17 protein-coding genes are annotated in these 16440 nt (G+C 62.8%); 6 read left to right on the plus strand and 11 right to left on the minus strand.

Annotation, left to right across the window (positions count from 1 at the left end; all coding sequences use genetic code 11):
• The first annotated feature begins 11 nt into the window (after positions 1-11).
• Both gshA and J3B00_RS01195 read left to right on the plus strand, forming a co-directional pair.
• A complete protein-coding gene (gene gshA, locus J3B00_RS01190) occupies positions 12-1589 on the plus strand; it encodes a glutamate--cysteine ligase (protein WP_209862422.1) in 1578 nt (525 codons plus the stop codon).
• A complete protein-coding gene (locus tag J3B00_RS01195) occupies positions 1589-2215 on the plus strand; it encodes a TetR/AcrR family transcriptional regulator (protein WP_209862424.1) in 627 nt (208 codons plus the stop codon). Before gshA ends, J3B00_RS01195 begins: the two co-directional genes overlap by 1 nt.
• Before the next feature lie 34 nt (positions 2216-2249).
• On the opposite strand, the gene J3B00_RS01200 is transcribed toward J3B00_RS01195, so the two are convergent.
• The 8 genes from J3B00_RS01200 to J3B00_RS01235 form a co-directional block, all read right to left on the minus strand.
• Positions 2250-2465: a TOBE domain-containing protein gene (locus J3B00_RS01200; RefSeq protein WP_101322556.1), complete on the minus strand. Its 216-nt coding sequence runs from the start codon at positions 2463-2465 to the stop codon at positions 2250-2252.
• 31 nt (positions 2466-2496) lie between these two features.
• Positions 2497-3309, minus strand: a complete 813-nt coding sequence (gene ssuB, locus J3B00_RS01205) for an aliphatic sulfonates ABC transporter ATP-binding protein (RefSeq protein ID WP_209862429.1) — start codon at positions 3307-3309, stop codon at positions 2497-2499.
• Positions 3306-4103, minus strand: coding sequence for an aliphatic sulfonate ABC transporter permease SsuC (gene ssuC / locus J3B00_RS01210; RefSeq protein WP_209862432.1), 798 nt, complete (start codon positions 4101-4103; stop codon positions 3306-3308). Before ssuC ends, ssuB begins: the two co-directional genes overlap by 4 nt.
• Positions 4104-4113: 10 nt before the next feature.
• Positions 4114-5262 (minus strand): FMNH2-dependent alkanesulfonate monooxygenase, encoded by a 1149-nt coding sequence (ssuD, locus tag J3B00_RS01215; RefSeq protein WP_209862436.1) that lies wholly within the window; start codon positions 5260-5262, stop codon positions 4114-4116.
• A 59-nt stretch (positions 5263-5321) separates the two neighbouring features.
• The gene (locus tag J3B00_RS01220) at positions 5322-6287 is read right to left on the minus strand and encodes a sulfonate ABC transporter substrate-binding protein (protein WP_209862438.1); all 966 of its coding nucleotides are present in this window, start codon (positions 6285-6287) and stop codon (positions 5322-5324) included.
• Positions 6288-6381: 94 nt separating this feature from the next.
• Positions 6382-6975: an NADPH-dependent FMN reductase gene (gene ssuE, locus J3B00_RS01225; protein WP_209862441.1), complete on the minus strand. Its 594-nt coding sequence runs from the start codon at positions 6973-6975 to the stop codon at positions 6382-6384.
• A 324-nt stretch (positions 6976-7299) separates the two neighbouring features.
• Positions 7300-7938, minus strand: a complete 639-nt coding sequence (locus tag J3B00_RS01230) for a peroxiredoxin (RefSeq protein WP_209862444.1) — start codon at positions 7936-7938, stop codon at positions 7300-7302.
• A gap of 157 nt (positions 7939-8095) precedes the next feature.
• Positions 8096-9424: an OprD family outer membrane porin gene (locus tag J3B00_RS01235; RefSeq protein ID WP_209862447.1), complete on the minus strand. Its 1329-nt coding sequence runs from the start codon at positions 9422-9424 to the stop codon at positions 8096-8098.
• Positions 9425-9926: 502 nt separating this feature from the next.
• On the opposite strand from J3B00_RS01235, the gene tauA reads away from it, so the two are divergent.
• From tauA to tauD, 4 genes are read left to right on the plus strand one after another with little or no spacing between them, the layout of a single operon-like run.
• A complete protein-coding gene (gene tauA / locus J3B00_RS01240) occupies positions 9927-10898 on the plus strand; it encodes a taurine ABC transporter substrate-binding protein (RefSeq protein ID WP_209862451.1) in 972 nt (323 codons plus the stop codon).
• A 13-nt stretch (positions 10899-10911) separates the two neighbouring features.
• Entirely contained in the window at positions 10912-11706 is a 795-nt protein-coding gene (gene tauB, locus J3B00_RS01245; RefSeq protein WP_209862455.1) for a taurine ABC transporter ATP-binding subunit, read from the plus strand.
• The gene (tauC, locus tag J3B00_RS01250) at positions 11703-12542 is read left to right on the plus strand and encodes a taurine ABC transporter permease TauC (protein ID WP_209862460.1); all 840 of its coding nucleotides are present in this window, start codon (positions 11703-11705) and stop codon (positions 12540-12542) included. Before tauB ends, tauC begins: the two co-directional genes overlap by 4 nt.
• Positions 12543-12558: 16 nt before the next feature.
• Positions 12559-13392, plus strand: a complete 834-nt coding sequence (tauD, locus tag J3B00_RS01255) for a taurine dioxygenase (RefSeq protein WP_209862464.1) — start codon at positions 12559-12561, stop codon at positions 13390-13392.
• A 52-nt stretch (positions 13393-13444) separates the two neighbouring features.
• Here the strand turns inward: tauD and J3B00_RS01260 are convergent, their stop codons facing one another.
• Genes J3B00_RS01260 through potA form a run of 3 tightly spaced genes read right to left on the minus strand, consistent with a single transcriptional unit; the run spans position 13445 to position 16394 of the window.
• Positions 13445-14338 (minus strand): ABC transporter permease subunit, encoded by an 894-nt coding sequence (locus J3B00_RS01260; RefSeq protein WP_209862468.1) that lies wholly within the window; start codon positions 14336-14338, stop codon positions 13445-13447.
• Positions 14335-15255, minus strand: a complete 921-nt coding sequence (locus J3B00_RS01265) for an ABC transporter permease subunit (RefSeq protein ID WP_209862471.1) — start codon at positions 15253-15255, stop codon at positions 14335-14337. The genes J3B00_RS01260 and J3B00_RS01265 overlap by 4 nt, the downstream gene beginning before the upstream one ends.
• The gene (potA, locus tag J3B00_RS01270; protein WP_209862475.1) at positions 15252-16394 is read right to left on the minus strand and encodes a polyamine ABC transporter ATP-binding protein; all 1143 of its coding nucleotides are present in this window, start codon (positions 16392-16394) and stop codon (positions 15252-15254) included. Before potA ends, J3B00_RS01265 begins: the two co-directional genes overlap by 4 nt.
• Positions 16395-16440 lie beyond the last annotated feature (46 nt).

Genomic DNA, 16440 nt, shown 5'->3' on the forward strand with positions numbered 1-16440 from the left:
AGGAATACATCTTGAGCGAACTCCTCAACAGCCGCCTGAGCCTGCTCAGTGCCAATCTCCCCTTGCTCAAGCAGTGCCTGCACGGTATTGAGCGCGAATGCCTGCGCGTGACCGACCAAGGTCGCCTGGCCCAGACCCCGCACCCTGAGGCCTTGGGTTCGGCGCTGACCAACGAGCAGATCACCACCGACTATTCCGAGTCCCTGCTGGAGTTCATCACCCCAGCCCTGGCAGACCCGGCAGCGGTGCTCGAGAACCTCGATGAGGTGCATCGCTTCGTTCAGTCCAAGCTGGGCAACGAATACCTGTGGAGCCCATCGATGCCTTGCGCGCTGCCGGCGGAGGAAGACATTCCGATCGCCTATTACGGCAGCTCCAATATCGGCCAGCTCAAGTACGTCTACCGCAAGGGCCTGGCCCTGCGCTACGGCCGCACCATGCAGTGTATCGCCGGTATCCATTACAACTTCTCCCTGCCCGAAGCGCTGTGGCCGCTGCTGCGCCAGGCCGAGGGTGGCAGCGAGAGCGACCGCGACTTCCAGTCGTCGGCGTACATCGCGCTGATTCGCAACTTCCGCCGTTACAGCTGGTTGCTGATGTACCTGTTCGGCGCCTCGCCGGCGCTCGACGCAGGCTTCCTGCGCGGTCGCGCGCACCAGCTCGAGCACCTCGACGCCGACACCCTGTACCTGCCGTACGCCACCAGCCTGCGCATGAGCGACCTGGGTTACCAGAGCAATGCCCAGGCCGGCCTGACGCCGTGCTACAACGACCTGGCCAGTTACACCGACAGCCTGCGCAAGGCGGTGGGCACGCCCTACCCGCCCTACGTCGAGGTCGGCACGCACAAGGATGGCGAGTGGGTTCAGCTCAACACCAACATCCTGCAGATCGAAAACGAGTACTACTCGAACATTCGCCCGAAACGCGTCACCTATACCGGCGAGCGCCCGATCCAGGCGCTGATGGCCCGTGGCGTGCAGTATGTCGAAGTGCGTTGCCTGGACATCAACCCGTTCCTGCCGGTGGGTATCGACCTGCCGCAGGCGCGCTTCCTCGACGCCTTCCTGCTGCTCTGCGCGCTGGACGACAGCCCGCAGCTGGGCAACGGCGAATGTGGCCAGTGCACCAGCAACTTCCTCAGCGTGGTCAAGGAAGGCCGCCGTCCTGGCCTCGAACTGCAGCGTAACGGCCAGCCGATCGAGCTCAAGGTCTGGGCCAGCGAACTGATCGGCCGCATCGCGCCGCTGGCCGCACTGCTCGATCAGGCCCACGGCGGCAATGAACACGCCAACGCCCTGAACGCGCAGCAAGCCAAGGTCGACGATGCCGCGCTGACGCCATCGGCGCAGGTCCTGGCGCGCATGACCGAGCACGATGAAAGCTTCGTCAAGTTCTCCCTGCGCCAGAGCCAGCTGCACGCCGAGACCTTCCGCGAGCAGCCGCTGAGCAGCGAGCGCCAGCAGGCATTCGAAACACTCGCCCGCGAGTCGCTGGCCAAGCAGGCCGAGCTCGAACAGACCGAAGTCGGTGATTTCGACCTGTTCGTCGGTGCCTACCAGGCCAGCATCCTGGCGATCAGCAACTGATGACCCGCACCGCCACGTCGCGCAAGCCGCGCGCCAGCAGCCAGGCCAGGATCGAAGCGATCCTGGCGGCGGCGCGCGAGTTGCTCGCTGAACAGGGCGTGGCGGGGCTGTCGATCTACAGTGTGGCTGAGCGGGCGCAGATTCCACCGTCTTCGGTGTACCACTTCTTCGCCAGTGTGCCGGCCTTGCTCGAAGCGTTGACGGCAGACGTGCACCGGGCCTTTCGCGAGGCCTTGCGGGCGCCTATCGACGGCGCTGCGCTGGTGACCTGGCATGATCTGTCGCGGGTGATCGAGCAGCGCATGCTGTTGATCTACAACCAGGATGCTGCCGCCCGGCAGTTGATCCTGGCCCAGCATGGTTTGAGTGAGGTGACCCAGGCTGACCGCCAGCACGACATGGAACTGGGCGAGCTGATGCACAAGCTGTTCGACCAGTACTTCCAGCTGCCAGCGGTGCCGAGCGATGTCGATGTGTTTGCCTTGGCCATGGAGCTGAGCGACCGGGTGTATGCCCGCTCGGTGCAACTGCATGAGCAGATTACCCCGCGCATGGCCGAGGAAGGCCAGCGGGTCTTTGAGGCGTATCTGGGGTTGTATCTGCCGCCTTTCCTGCCTAAACGCTGATGTTTCTGGGGCCGCTTTGCGGCCCCAGAGGTCATCACAGCTTGGCGATAGACACTTCAGTCGATTTGACGAAGGCAATCACTTCGCTGCCCACCTGCAGCTCCAGCTCTTTCACCGAGCGGGTGGTGATCACCGAGGTGACCACGCCGGAGGCGGTCTGTACGTCGATTTCCGACAGTACCGGGCCTTCGAGGATTTCTTTCACAGTGCCTTTGAACTGGTTGCGGACGTTGATCGCTTTGATAGTCATGGTTTGCTTCCTTCAGTCTGGCTTCTGGGGTTCAGTGAGCCCAACGCAGTTGCGTGGGCAAAGGGGCTACAGGGTCCGGCTCGGGCGACGCGCCCGGGACGGCAAGAACACGGTTGAGTACTTCGCTTTCCAGCGCAGCCAGGCGGTGTGAACCACGCGCCCTCGGCCTTGCCAGGTCAACGGTGAGGTCCAGGCCGACCGCACCGTCCTCGATCAGGATCACCCGGTCAGCCACGGCGACAGCTTCGCTGACGTCATGGGTGACCAGCAGCACGGTAAAACCATGCTGGCGCCACAAGCGCTCGATTAGTTGCTGCATCTCGATCCGGGTCAGCGCGTCCAGCGCACCGAGCGGCTCGTCCAGCAGCAGCAGGCGTGGCTGGTGGATCAGCGCCCGGGCCAGGGCCACACGCTGCTTCTGGCCACCGGACAAGGACGCTGGCCACTCGTTGGCACGGTCAGCCAGGCCGACCGCCTCCAACGCTTCCAGGGCGCGTGGCCGCCAGTCTCCCGACAGGCCCAGGCCAACGTTGTCGATCACTTTCTTCCAGGGCAGCAGACGCGCGTCCTGGAACATCAAACGGGTTTCCTCGCGGGCCTCGGCCAGAGGCGCGGCGCCGGCCAGCAGCTCACCACCGCTGGGTTTGTCGAGCCCGGCCAGCAGGCGCAGCAAGGTGCTCTTGCCGCAGCCACTGCGGCCGACGATGGCGACGAACTGACCGGCCGGAATGTGCAGGTCGATCCCGCGCAGCACTTCACGCTGGCCGAAGGTCTTGCGCACACCCTGGGTAGCCAGGGGGATACCACGCAGCAAGCGCGGCGGTTGTTGCTTGAGCACGGTCATGCGCCCTCCTTCTTGGCCACTTGATAGGCCGGGTGCCAGCGCAACCAGACTCGCTCCAGGCCGCGGGCGGCGAGGTCGGCCAGTTTGCCGAGGACGGCGTACAGGACGATGGCCAGGACCACCACATCGGTCTGCAGAAACTCACGGGCGTTCATTGCCAGGTAGCCGATGCCGGCGTTGGCCGAAATGGTCTCGGCGACGATCAGGGTCAACCACATGAAGCCCAGGGCGAAGCGCACACCAACCAGGATCGACGGCAGCGCACCCGGCAGGATCACTTGGCGGAACAGACCAAACCCGGACAAACCGTAACTGCGCGCCATCTCGACCAGGGCCGGATCGACGTTGCGAATGCCGTGGTACGTATTGAGGTAGATCGGGAACAGGGTCCCCAGCGCCACCAGGAAAATCTTTGCCGACTCATCGATGCCGAACCAGAGGATCACCAGCGGAATCAGCGCCAGGTGCGGCACGTTGCGGATCATCTGCACCGAGCTGTCGAGCAGGCGTTCGCCCCAGTTCGACAGGCCGGTGATGAAGCCCAGCACCAGGCCGATGCTGCCCCCGATGACAAAGCCCAGGCCGGCGCGCCAGCCGCTGATCGCCAGGTGGCTCCAGATCTCGCCACTGCGCACCAGCTCGACGCCGGCGCTGATTACCGCGCTCGGTGCCGGCAGGATGCGGGTCGACAGCCAGCCTGCGCTGACCGCCAGTTGCCACACCGCCAGCAGCAGTACCGGCAAGGCCCAGGGCGCAAGACGGTGTGCCAGGGTTGAGGAAGTTGCGCGACTCATGCTTGGTTCCTCAGCTCTGCGACACGGACTTGGGCAGGATGTCGTTGGCCACCATCTCGCCGAACGGGCTCACATAACCCGCGCTTTTCGGTTGCTCCGGACGCTGCACATCGAGGTGCGGGAACAGCAGCTCGGCGACCCGGTACGACTCTTCCAGGTGGGGATAACCGGAGAAGATGAAGGTATCGATGCCCAGCTCCGCGTACTCCTTGACCCGTGCCGCGACGGTCGGGCCATCGCCAACCAGGGCGGTACCCGCGCCACCGCGCACCAGACCGACGCCGGCCCACAGGTTGGGGCTGACTTCGAGGTTGTCGCGGTTGCCGCCGTGCAGGGCAGCCATGCGCTGTTGGCCGATCGAATCGAAACGCGCCAGCGAGGCCTGGGCACGGGCAATGGTCTCGTCGTCCAGGTGCGAAATCAGCTTGTCGGCAGCGGCCCAGGCTTCTTCGTTGGTTTCACGCACGATCACGTGCAGGCGAATCCCGAAGCGCACCTCGCGGCCTTGGGCGGCGGCTTTCTTACGCACTTGGGCGATTTTTTCCGCGACGGCAGAGGGCGGCTCGCCCCAGGTCAGGTACAGCTCGACCTGTTCGGCGGCGAGGTCCTGGGCGGCTTCCGACGAGCCACCGAAGTACAGCGGCGGACGCGGTTGCTGGATCGGTGGATAGAGCAGCTTGGCGCCCTTCACCTGAATGTGCTTGCCGTCGTAGTCGACGTTCTCGCCTTCGAGCACCTTGCGCCAGATGCGGGTGAACTCGACCGACGCCTCGTAACGCTCCTGATGGTTCAGGTGCAGGCCGTCACCGGCCAGTTCGTCCGGGTCACCGCCGGTTACCAGGTTGAACAGCGCGCGGCCATTGGACAGGCGATCAAGGGTGGCCGCCTGGCGTGCTGCCACGGTCGGCGAAATGATCCCGGGGCGCAGCGCAACCAGGAACTTCAGGTGTTGGGTCACCGGAATCAGTGACGCGGCCACCAGCCAGGAATCTTCGCAAGAACGGCCGGTCGGGATCAGCACACCGCCGAAACCAAGGCGGTCGGCGGCCTGGGCGATCTGCTGCAGGTAGCCGTGGTCGACCGCGCGGGCGCCATCGGAGGTGCCCAGGTACTTGCCGTCACCGTGGGTGGGTAGAAACCAGAAGATATTCAGGCTCATTGGAGTTGTCTCCTCAAGGGTGGCTCAGCCGGGGCGGCGCCCCGGCACAGGCAAATCAATCAAGGCGCGCTAGCGACCTTGGCCGGGGGTGTCCAGATCACGTCCTTGATGCTCAGCGGCTTGGGAATCAGCTTCAAAGCCTGGAAGGTATCGGCGATCTTCTGTTGTGCAGCCACGACTTCAGGGGTGAGCGGCGCGGCACCGTAGCCTTGACGCTTGACCGAGGTCAGGGTGATGTCGGCCGGCAGGCCGAGCAGCGGCGCGACCTGGTCGGTAACCTCTTGCGGATTGGCCTGGGACCATTCGCCCACAGCGCGGACTTCATCGATCAGCGCGCTGATCACAGCGGGGTGCTGGGTCGCGTAGTCACGGGTGGCGAGGTAGAACTGGTGGTTGTCGACCAGGTCCTTGCCATCACGCAGGGTGCGCGCTTGCAGCTGTTGCTCGGCGGCGGCCTGGTACGGGTCCCAGATCACCCAGGCATCGACGCTGCCCCGCTCGAAGGCGGCACGGGCATCGGACGGCGGCAGGTAGACCGGCTGGATGTCGCTGTACTTGAGGCCAGCGTCTTCCAGGGCGCGCACCAGCAGGTAGTGCACATTGGAGCCTTTGTTGAGGGCGACTTTCTTGCCTTTGAGGTCTTTCACCGACTGGACCGTCGAGCCTTTCGGCACGAGGATCGCCTCGCTGTGCGGCGCCGGTGGCTCATAGGCGACGTAGAGCAGGTCGGCACCGGCGGCCTGGGCGAACACCGGCGGAGTTTCCCCGGTCACGCCGAAGTCGATCGAGCCGACGTTGAGCCCTTCAAGCAGCTGCGGGCCGCCGGGAAACTCGGTCCACTGCACCTGGATGCCTTGGTCGGCCAGGCGCTTTTCCAGCGTGCCCTTGGCCTTGAGCAGCACCAGGGTGCCGTATTTCTGGTAACCGATGCGCAGGCTTTCGGCCTGGGCTTGGGTGATGGCGCCGAAGGACACAGCCGCCGCAAACAGGGCGACCAGACCACGACGCAAGAAGACTGTGCGCATGGCGCTTCTCCATTACGAATGAGGTTCGGGTTGCACCTGCTTGCCTCGTTGACGGGCGAGTAAGGTGAGACAGCGGTAAAGCGGTTGTGCCGGTTCAGATGCTCCAGCGAGCACTGATCAGGCGTTCATTGAGCTCCCCGGGGGCGACCGGTCTGGGTCGACGGGCCAGGGCGCTGTGAAAGGTTTCCAGCGAGTCCAGCAGACGCGCTTCGAGGCTTGCCGCGAGCTGCGCGGGGGTGTTGCCCTCACCGTAGGCAACCTGGCTATCGTCGGCGAAGATCCCTTGCAGGGTCTCTTGCGCCTTGAGTGCCGAGAGCACCGGCTTGAGGGCGTAGTCCACGGCCAGCATGTGAGCGATGCTGCCACCGGTGGCGATGGGCAGCACCACCTTGTGTTCCAGGGCGCGTTCCGGCAGCAGGTCGAGCAGGGTTTTCAGGGCGCCGGCAAACGACGCCTTGTACACCGGGGTCGAGACCACCAGGCCATCGGCCTGGGCCACCAGTGCCTGGAAATGGCGCACTTGCGGGCTGTCGAAGCGGGCGTGAAGCAAGTCTTCTGCGGGGAACTCACGTACCTGGAAGGTCACCACCTCGACGCCGCGCTCCTGCAGCCACTGGCTTGAACGCTGGAGCAACACGCCGGAGCGTGAACGGGTACTTGGGCTACCACCGACAGAAACAACCAACATGAGAAACGCTTCCTTCAATTTGTTGGCGGGGTTTGTGGTTGTAGCCCCGCGTCATGGAGTGACATTAACAGCCCGATACATATATCTATAAATCATATTTTTTCATTTGGTTATTCCATTAGGTTGTGAGTCAGCTAGTGAGGGCTTCGCCCTCATTTCGCGACACAAGGCCGCTCCCACAGAGTGGACCGCGCATGCCTTGCCGGACCGCTCGGAAAGGGGCGCGCAGCGCACCCAGTTATGTAAACCACTAGGCATAAAAAAGGGCCGTATAAACGGCCCGAAGATCCCTGCTTGGCTAAGAGCAATGCAACGTGGAATTCCTTAACGATTAGGTTGCGGGGTCAGACGCAGATACGGCTTCACGGCGCGGTAGCCCTTGGGGAAGCGCTGCTTGATCTCGTCCTCGTCCTTCAACGACGGCACGATCACCACTTCATCGCCGTCCTGCCAGTTACCCGGCGTGGCGACCTTGTGGTTGTCGGTCAGCTGCAACGAGTCGATCACCCGCAGGATCTCGTTGAAGTTGCGCCCGGTGCTGGCCGGATAGGTGATGGTCAGGCGCACCTTCTTGTTCGGGTCGATCACGAACAGCGAGCGCACGGTGAGGGTGTCGTTGGCGTTGGGGTGGATCAGGTCGTACAGGTCGGACACCTTGCGATCGGCGTCGGCGATGATCGGGAAGTTGACCACGGTGTTCTGGGTCTCGTTGATGTCCTCGATCCATTTGTGGTGCGAGTCGACCGGGTCGACCGACAGGGCAATCGCCTTGACGCCGCGCTGGGCGAAGTCGTCCTTGAGCTTGGCAGTCAAGCCCAGCTCGGTGGTGCACACCGGGGTGAAGTCGGCAGGATGGGAGAACAGCACACCCCAACTGTTGCCCAACCACTCGTGGAAGCGAATCTTGCCTTCGCTGGAATCCTGTTCGAAATCGGGGGCGATGTCGCCGAGTTTGAGGCTCATGGTGCGGCTCCTGTGTCTGCGTTATGGGTTCAATGTGCCTGCATTCGATGCGAAATAAAAAGAATAAATACTGATTTGTTTATAACCTAAAAGCATACGAAATCATGGGCACAAAAAAGCCTCGCACTAGGCGAGGCTCTCTTTGTGCAGCTACGACTTACTTGAAAGCGTAAGTGTAGTTGACGATGAAGCGGGTCTGGTCCTTGTCGACCGGGGACTCGCCCTCGCCACGGAAGATACCGTGACGCAGGCTGGCGCCGAGGCCTTTCAGGGTGCCTTCCTGGATCACGTAATCGACACGGGCGTCACGTTCCCACTCATGGTAGGTGCCGTTGCCCGAAACGTTACGGATGTCAGTACCACGCAGGTAGGACACCGAAGCCTTCAGGCCCGGTACGCCAGCGCGGGCGAAGTCATAGCTGTACTGACCGAAGGTGGTGTTGGTACCGGCACGGGCAAACTGGTTGATCATGCTGTCGGTGAACAGGTAGAAGCTGGCACCGCCTGCGCCTTCAGGACGGCCATTGCTGTCGGTGACGCCACCTTGGTTCAGCCAGACGAAACCGCCGTCATCGCTGACCTGCTGGTGGCCCAGCATCAACGCATGGCCACCCAGGGTGTAGGTGAACATGGCGGACCAGGTCTTGTTGTCAACTTCGCCGGTATCTTTAGCGTAGCCACCGTTGTTGTTGAAGTTGTAACCACCGCCGCTGCCGTTGCGGCCGTCGCTGCTGCTATCGAAGTAGCGCAGGTCGGTCTTGAACGACTGGTCGTCAGAGATCTTGAAGACGTGGGTCGCACCCAGGAAGTGCTGCTTGTAGAAGTCTTCCAGGTTCGAGTAGTAGTACTGCAGGGTCAGGTCTGGAGTGAGCTTGTAGTCCAGGCCGCCGTAGCGGAACTTGTTGCTGTCAGCGGTCGCGCCGTTGACCGACAAACCAGTACGGTTGCTCGACGCACGACCCATGGCGTGGGTCAGCTGACCGGCGTTGATGGTCAGGTTGTCGATTTCTTTCGAGGTGATGGTGCCACCTTCGAAAGTCTGCGGCAGCAGACGGCCGTCGTTGGAGACCAGGATCGGCAGCATCGGTGCGAGTGCGCTACCGAAGTGAGCTTCAGTCTTGGAGAAGCGTGCCTTGGCGTTACCGCCGATGCGAGCCCATTGGTCTACCGACGAACCGTTGGTTTCGCTTGGCATGAAGGTGCTGGTGTTCGGGTGCTTGCCACGGCCGCCATCCAGGTGAATACCCCAGAGTGCCTGAACATCGACACCGAAACCTACGGTGCCTTCGGTGAAGCCGGACAGGTAGTCGAGCTTGAAGCCCTGACCCGATTCACGGTTGTCAGCGCCGCCTTCACGGTTGTCGTCGTTGAAGTACATGGTGCGCGAGCTGACGGACAGCTTGCTGTCCTCTACGAAACCGGCAGCGCCTGCTTGTTGGGCGAGAACCCCCAGTGCCACGGCCAGAGCCAGGCTGGACTTGTACATGTTTTGCTCCTCTACGTTCTAATTTTTGTGTATCTCTGACGGCGGGATCTGCTGCCCCGCTCACCGTGGATTGGCGATTTAGTCCCAAAATGTGTCGTTCAAGTCAATCGTTTCCAATCGTTTCACGACTTTGGTCTAAGGCCACCTGCGCTACAGGATAATGACAATCCTATAAATCCAAAATGACCGTTTTATGAATTCCTAAGACTATTGCGGAATATCCTAGGAACCTTAACTGCCAAAAGTTGTATCGACCGCACCCTTTCATAGCTTTAGGTTATTTGCAAACGTTTGCTCATAACCTTATTCCACATCGTTCTGAGCGGCCGCAAAAGCCTAGCAGTGGATACGGTTCGCGCCAGGCTGAAGTTGTCCAGATCGCTGCGGAGCTTAAATCAATTGGCTCCTAAGCTAATGCAAAAAGGTTATTTATTTTCCGTTTCTTAGATCATCTAGTCTTCTCGCCATCCATCACACCGATTGCCTGACGAGGAGTTCAACCATGATCCCGCACGCTCCGCTGCGTCTGTTTGCCGCCCTGACCCTCGCCAGCAGCAGCTGGTTGGCCCAGGCTGCCGACCTCACCGTGGCCTACCAGACCACCGTCGACCCGGCCAAAGTGGCCCAGGTCGATGGCACCTACGAAAAGACCAGCAAGGCCAGCATCGACTGGCGCAAATTCGATAACGGCGCCGACGTGATTACCGCCGTCGCTTCGGGCGATGTCCAGATCGGCTACCTCGGCTCAAGCCCGCTGGCCGCTGCCGCCACGCGCAAGCTGCCAGTGGAAACCTTCCTCATTGCCACCCAGATCGGTGCCGGTGAAGCGTTGGTCGCCCGCGACAGCATCAAGACGCCGCAAGACCTGATCGGCAAGAAAGTTGCCGTACCGTTTGTTTCCACCGGCCACTACAGCCTGTTGGCCGCACTCAAGGCGTGGAATATCGACCCGGCCAAGGTGCAGATCCTCAACCTTGCGCCGCCGGCGATCATTGCCGCCTGGAAGCGTGGCGACATCGACGCCACCTACGTCTGGGACCCGGCCCTGGGCGTCGCCAAGGAAAACGGCAAGGTGCTGATCACCTCGGGCGAACTGGCCAAGCAAGGCGCGCCAACCTTCGATGCCTGGATCGTGCGCAAAGACTTCGCCGACAAGCACCCCGAGGTGGTCAAGGCCTTCGCCAAGGTCACCCTGGATGCCTACGCCGACTACCGCAAAGACCCGCAAGCCTGGCTGGCCAACCCGGACAACGTCGCCAAGCTGGTCAAGCTCTCGGGGGCCAAGCCGACCGATATCCCGGTACTGCTCGAAGGCAACGTCTACCCACTGGCCGCCGACCAGGCCAACGCCCTCGGTGCGCCAACCACCCAGGCCCTGACCGACACGGCCACCTTCCTCAAGCAGCAAGGCAAGGTCGACGCGGTACTGCCGGACTACTCGCCCTACGTCAGCGCCAAATACCTCCCCAACTGATCCGGAGCCTGTCATGGCCTTGCTCGAACTGGAGCGCATCAGCGCACAGTACCCCGGCGCCACTACCCCGGTGCTGGCCGACATCAACCTGAGCCTGGGCCCGCGCCAGCTGCTGGTGGCCCTCGGGCCATCAGGCAGCGGCAAGACCTCGCTGCTCAACCTGATCGCAGGCTTCGTCGCCCCCAGCGGCGGGCGCATCAGCCTCGATGGCGTGCCGGTGCAAGGCCCTGGCGCCGAGCGCGGCGTGGTGTTTCAGGACGACGCCCTGCTGCCCTGGCAGGACGTGCTGGGCAACGTCGCCTTTGGCCTGGAACTGGCCGGCGTGCCCCGTGCCGAACGCGAGGCCAAGGCCCGCGAAATGCTCGCCCTGGTCGACCTCGACGGGTTTGCCGGGCGGCGGATCTGGCAGCTCTCCGGTGGCCAGAAGCAACGCGTCGGCCTCGCCCGCGCGCTGGCGGCCAACCCACGCGTACTGCTCATGGACGAACCCTTCGGTGCACTCGATGCGTTCACCCGCGAACAGATGCAGGAGCTGCTGCTGCAGGTCTGGCAGCGCACCGCCAAACCGGTGTTCCTGATCACCCACGACATCGAAGAAGCGGTGTTTCTCGCCAGCGAACTGGTGCTGCTGGCGCCCAACCCCGGGCGCGTGGTCGAGCGTCTGCAATTGGATTTCGGCCAGCGCTACGCCGCCGGCGAATCGGCGCGGGCGATCAAGTCCGATCCTCACTTCATCGCTACCCGCGAGCACGTGCTGGCGCGGGTCTTCTCCCAACGTGAAACCGCCCAGCGGGAGGCATCGGCATGAGCAGCCTGGAACTGCCCGTTGCACGCAAACCGGCCAGCCCCGACAGGCCTGTGCCCAAACCCCGTTGGTCGCTGCCAACCCGCTGGATCAGCGCCCTGACCTTGGCCTCGCTGCTGCTGGTCTGGTGGCTGGTGACCGCGGCGGGGATGGTTGAGCCACTGTTTCTGCCCTCGCCGGCCGACATCCTGGCCAAGGCCTGGCTGCTGCTGACCCAGGGCTACATGGACGCCAGCCTCTGGCAGCACCTCGGCGCCAGCCTGGGTCGCATTGGCCTGGCGCTGGCCGCCGCGACCCTGACCGCGATCCCGGTGGGCATTGCCATCGGCTACAACCGCATCGCCCGCGGCATTTTCGATCCGTTGATCGAGTTCTACCGGCCGATTCCACCGCTGGCCTACCTGCCGCTGATCGTCATCTGGTGCGGTATTGGCGAGCTGTCCAAGGTGTTGCTGATCTACCTGGCGATCTTCGCCCCGATCGCCATCGCCACCGCCACCGGTGTGCGCACGGTCGACCCGGCCAAGCTGCGCGCGGCACAGTCGCTAGGCGCCAGCAAGGCGCAACTGATCCGCCACGTGGTGCTGCCCAGTGCCCTGCCGGACATCCTTACCGGTATCCGCATCGGCCTCGGGGTCGGTTGGTCGACCCTGGTCGCCGCCGAACTGATCGCCGCCACCAGCGGCCTGGGCTTCATGGTGCAGTCGGCAGCGCAGTTTCTGGTTACCGATGTGGTGGTGCTGGGGATTCTGCTGATCGCCCTGATCGCCTTCGCCCTGGAGATGGGCCTGCGCGCCCTGCAACGCAAGCTGGTGCCTTGGCACGGGCAGAGCCACTGAACAGAACGAGACCGCCATGAGCCTGACCATCACCCCTCTCAGCCCGGCGCTCGGCGCCCAGATCAGCGGCGTCGACATCAGCCGCGAGATCACCGCGCACGAGCGCGATGCCATCGAGCAGGCATTGCTCGAGCACCACGTGCTGTTCTTCCGTGAGCAGCCGTTGACCCCGGCGCAGCAGGCAGGTTTTGCTGCGCGCTTCGGCGACCTGCACATTCATCCGATCTACCCGAATGTGCCCGAGACGCCGCAGGTACTGATCCTCGACACTGCGGTCACCGACGTGCGTGACAACGCCGTGTGGCACACCGACGTGACCTTCCTGCCTACCCCGGCGCTGGGCGCGGTGCTCAGTGCCAAGCAGTTGCCGGCGTATGGCGGCGATACGCTGTGGGCCAGTGGTGTGGCGGCGTTCGAGGCGCTGTCGGCGCCACTGCGCACGCTGCTCGATGGGCTGACGGCAACCCATGACTTCACCAAGTCATTCCCGCTGGAGCGCTTTGGCAGCACCGCCGAAGACCTGGCGCGCTGGGAAGCGACCCGGCGCAACAACCCGCCGCTGTCGCACCCGGTGGTGCGCACGCATCCGGTCAGTGGGCGCAAGGCGTTGTTCGTCAATGAAGGGTTCACCACGCGGATCAACGAGCTCAGCGAGCAGGAGAGCGAGGCCTTGCTCAAGCTGCTGTTTGCCCATGCGACACGGCCGGAGTTCAGCATTCGCTGGCGTTGGCAGGAGAACGATGTGGCGTTCTGGGATAACCGCGTGACCCAGCACTACGCGGTGGATGATTACCGGCCGCAGCGGCGGGTGATGCATCGGGCGACCATCCTTGGCGATGCGCCGTATTAGCCACTGAAGAGATGGCGCTGGTATTGGGGGCGCGTTGCGCCCCCAAGGGCTATCAGACGGACGCAGCAGCCTGGGTCGGGCGTTTGATCTGCGGCGACGAGACGTTCGCCGCAGCGCCTTCTTCGATCGCCTGCTGGATCGCCTTGCGGCGACGCTCTTCGGCACGGCGGCTGAAGAACCAGACCATGAAGGTCACCAACGACACCGACAGCAGAATCAAACTGGCCACGGCGTTGATTTCTGGCTTCACGCCCAGACGCACTGCCGAGAACACTTCCATCGGCAAGGTGGTCGACCCTGGCCCAGACACGAAGCTGGCCAGCACCAGGTCGTCCAGCGACAGCGCAAACGACATCATGCCGCCCGCCGCCAGCGACGGTGCAATCATCGGAATGGTGATCAGGAAGAATACCTTCCACGGCTTGGCCCCGAGGTCCATCGCCGCCTCTTCGATCGACAGGTCCAGCTCACGCAGACGCGCCGACACCACCACCGCCACATACGCCGCACAGAACGTCGTGTGGGCGATCCAGATGGTGACGATACCGCGTTCCTGCGGCCAGCCAATCATCTGCGCCATGGCCACGAACAGCAGCAACAGCGACAGACCGGTAATCACCTCGGGCATTACCAGCGGCGCGGTGACCAGGCCGCCAAACAGCGTGCGGCCCTTGAAGCGGGTCACTCGAGTCAGTACGAACGCCGCCAGGGTGCCCAGCGCCACCGCGGCAACCGCGGTGTAGCAGGCGATTTCCAGCGAGCGCATGACCGAGCCCATCAGCTGCGAGTTGTCGAGCAGGCCGACATACCACTTCACCGACCAGCCGCCCCACACCGTCACCAGCTTGGAGGCGTTGAACGAGTAGATCACCAGGATCAGCATCGGCAGGTAGATGAACAGCAAGCCGAGCACCAGCATCAGCTTGGAAAAACTGAAACGCTTCATGCCCTGCCCTCCATCTCTTTGGCCTGGCTACGGTTGAACAGCAGGATGGGCACGATCAGGATCGCCAGCATCACTACCGCCAGCGCGGACGCCACCGGCCAGTCACGGTTGTTGAAGAATTCCTGCCACAGCACTTTACCGATCATCAGGGTTTCCGGGCCGCCGAGCAGCTCAGGGATGACGAACTCGCCCACCACCGGGATGAACACCAGCATGCAGCCGGCAACAATGCCGTTTTTCGACAGCGGCACGGTGATCTTCCAGAAACTGTTGAAGGTGCTCGAACCGAGGTCCGAAGCGGCTTCGAGCAGGCTCTGGTCATGCTTCACCAGGTTGGCGTACAGCGGCAGGATCATGAACGGCAGGTACGAATAGACCACGCCGATATACACCGCCAGGTTGGTATTGAGGATCTGCAACGGCTGGTCGATCAGGCCAAGCCACATCAGGAAGCTGTTGAGCAGCCCGTTGTTGCTGAGAATGCCCATCCAGGCGTACACCCGGATCAGGATCGCGGTCCAGGTCGGCATCATGATCAGCAGCAGCAGTACGGTCTGGCTTTCCTTGCGCGCATTGGCAATCGAATAGGCCATCGGGTACCCGATCAGCAGGCACAGCAAGGTGCTGATAAAGGCCATTTTCAGCGAGCCGAGGTAGGCCGAGAGGTACAGCTCATCCTCGGTCAACAGGCCATAGTTGGCCAGGTTGAGCACCAGCTGGATCTTGTCTTCGACGTAGGTGTAGATCTCGGTGTACGGCGGGATCGCCACGTCGGCTTCGGCAAAGCTGATTTTCAGAACAATGAAGAACGGCAGCATGAAGAACAGGAACAGCCAGATGAACGGTACGCCGATCACCAGGTGCCGTCCCTCCGGGACCAGCCGCTGGAAGGCTCGCTTGAGCTTGCGGATTTTCATGAGCGCAGCACCACGCCGCTGTCGTCTTCCCACCACACGTAGACTTCATCGCCCCAGGTCGGCCGGGTGCCCTGGCGCTCGGCGTTGGCCACGAACGACTGCACCACCTTGCCGCTCGGCAGCTCGACGTAGAACACCGAGTGGCCACCCAGGTAGGCGATGTCATGGACTTTGCCGCGCGACCAGTTGTACTCGTAGGTCGGCTGCTGAGTGGTGACCAGCATTTTCTCCGGACGCAGCGCATAGAGGATGCTCTTGTCCTCGACCGAGGTGCTGACGCCGTGGCCGACATAGATATTGCGTTCAAGCTCGGCGCTGGCGATCAGCGCGTGGCCTTCGGCGTCATCCACCACCTGCCCTTCGAACAGGTTGACGTTGCCGATGAATTCGCACACCAGGCGGCTGGTCGGGGTCTCGTAGATGTCGATCGGCGAGCCGATCTGAGCGATCCAGCCCAGGTGCATGATGGCGATGCGCTGGGCCATGGTCATGGCCTCTTCCTGATCGTGGGTAACCATCACGCAGGTCACACCGACCCGCTCGATGATCTCGACCAGTTCCAGCTGCATCTGCGAGCGCAGCTTCTTGTCCAGCGCGCCCATCGGCTCGTCGAGCAACAGCAGCTTGGGCCGCTTGGCCAGCGAGCGGGCCAGGGCCACCCGTTGACGCTGGCCGCCCGAGAGTTGGTGCGGCTTGCGCTTGGCGTACTGGGTCATGTGCACCAGCTTGAGCATCTCCGCCACGCGGGCGTCGATCTCGGCCTTGGGCATCTTGTCCTGCTGCAGGCCGAAGGCGATGTTCTGCGCGACGGTCATGTGCGGGAACAGCGCGTACGACTGGAACATCATGTTGATCGGCCGCTCGTAAGGCGGCATATCGGTGATGTCGACGCCATCGAGGAAGATCCGTCCTTCGGTCGGACGCTCGAAGCCTGCCAGCATTCGCAGCAGGGTCGACTTGCCTGAACCCGAGCCACCCAGCAGGGCAAAGATCTCGCCTTTGCGGATTTCCAGAGACACATCGTCCACGGCAATCGTTTCGTCGAACTTTTTTGTGACGCGGTCGATCTTGACCAGCACCTGTTTGGGCTGCTGGTCACCCTCGAGGGCTTTCTTATAGGCACCGGAGGCAACTGCCATGAGTGAAACTCCCAACAAGATTTTTTAAGCCCGCACGTGGAGTGCG

The sequence above is a fragment of the Pseudomonas sp. BP8 genome (assembly GCF_017875955.1).
GTDB lineage: Bacteria > Pseudomonadota > Gammaproteobacteria > Pseudomonadales > Pseudomonadaceae > Aquipseudomonas.

Excerpts from the sequence above, each read along its gene's own strand:
- tauA (WP_209862451.1), top strand. The coding sequence starts at position 9,927 with ATGATCCCGCACGCTCCGCTGCGTCTGTTTGCCGCCCTGACCCTCGCC.
- ssuC (WP_209862432.1), bottom strand. The coding sequence starts at position 4,103 with ATGAGTCGCGCAACTTCCTCAACCCTGGCACACCGTCTTGCGCCCTGG.
- J3B00_RS01200 (WP_101322556.1), bottom strand. The coding sequence starts at position 2,465 with ATGACTATCAAAGCGATCAACGTCCGCAACCAGTTCAAAGGCACTGTG.
- J3B00_RS01220 (WP_209862438.1), bottom strand. The coding sequence starts at position 6,287 with ATGCGCACAGTCTTCTTGCGTCGTGGTCTGGTCGCCCTGTTTGCGGCG.
- J3B00_RS01260 (WP_209862468.1), bottom strand. The coding sequence starts at position 14,338 with ATGAAGCGTTTCAGTTTTTCCAAGCTGATGCTGGTGCTCGGCTTGCTG.
- potA (WP_209862475.1), bottom strand. The coding sequence starts at position 16,394 with ATGGCAGTTGCCTCCGGTGCCTATAAGAAAGCCCTCGAGGGTGACCAG.
- J3B00_RS01195 (WP_209862424.1), top strand. The coding sequence starts at position 1,589 with ATGACCCGCACCGCCACGTCGCGCAAGCCGCGCGCCAGCAGCCAGGCC.
- J3B00_RS01230 (WP_209862444.1), bottom strand. The coding sequence starts at position 7,938 with ATGAGCCTCAAACTCGGCGACATCGCCCCCGATTTCGAACAGGATTCC.
- tauC (WP_209862460.1), top strand. The coding sequence starts at position 11,703 with ATGAGCAGCCTGGAACTGCCCGTTGCACGCAAACCGGCCAGCCCCGAC.
- tauB (WP_209862455.1), top strand. The coding sequence starts at position 10,912 with ATGGCCTTGCTCGAACTGGAGCGCATCAGCGCACAGTACCCCGGCGCC.
- tauD (WP_209862464.1), top strand. The coding sequence starts at position 12,559 with ATGAGCCTGACCATCACCCCTCTCAGCCCGGCGCTCGGCGCCCAGATC.
- ssuB (WP_209862429.1), bottom strand. The coding sequence starts at position 3,309 with ATGACCGTGCTCAAGCAACAACCGCCGCGCTTGCTGCGTGGTATCCCC.
- J3B00_RS01235 (WP_209862447.1), bottom strand. The coding sequence starts at position 9,424 with ATGTACAAGTCCAGCCTGGCTCTGGCCGTGGCACTGGGGGTTCTCGCC.
- ssuD (WP_209862436.1), bottom strand. The coding sequence starts at position 5,262 with ATGAGCCTGAATATCTTCTGGTTTCTACCCACCCACGGTGACGGCAAG.
- J3B00_RS01265 (WP_209862471.1), bottom strand. The coding sequence starts at position 15,255 with ATGAAAATCCGCAAGCTCAAGCGAGCCTTCCAGCGGCTGGTCCCGGAG.
- ssuE (WP_209862441.1), bottom strand. The coding sequence starts at position 6,975 with ATGTTGGTTGTTTCTGTCGGTGGTAGCCCAAGTACCCGTTCACGCTCC.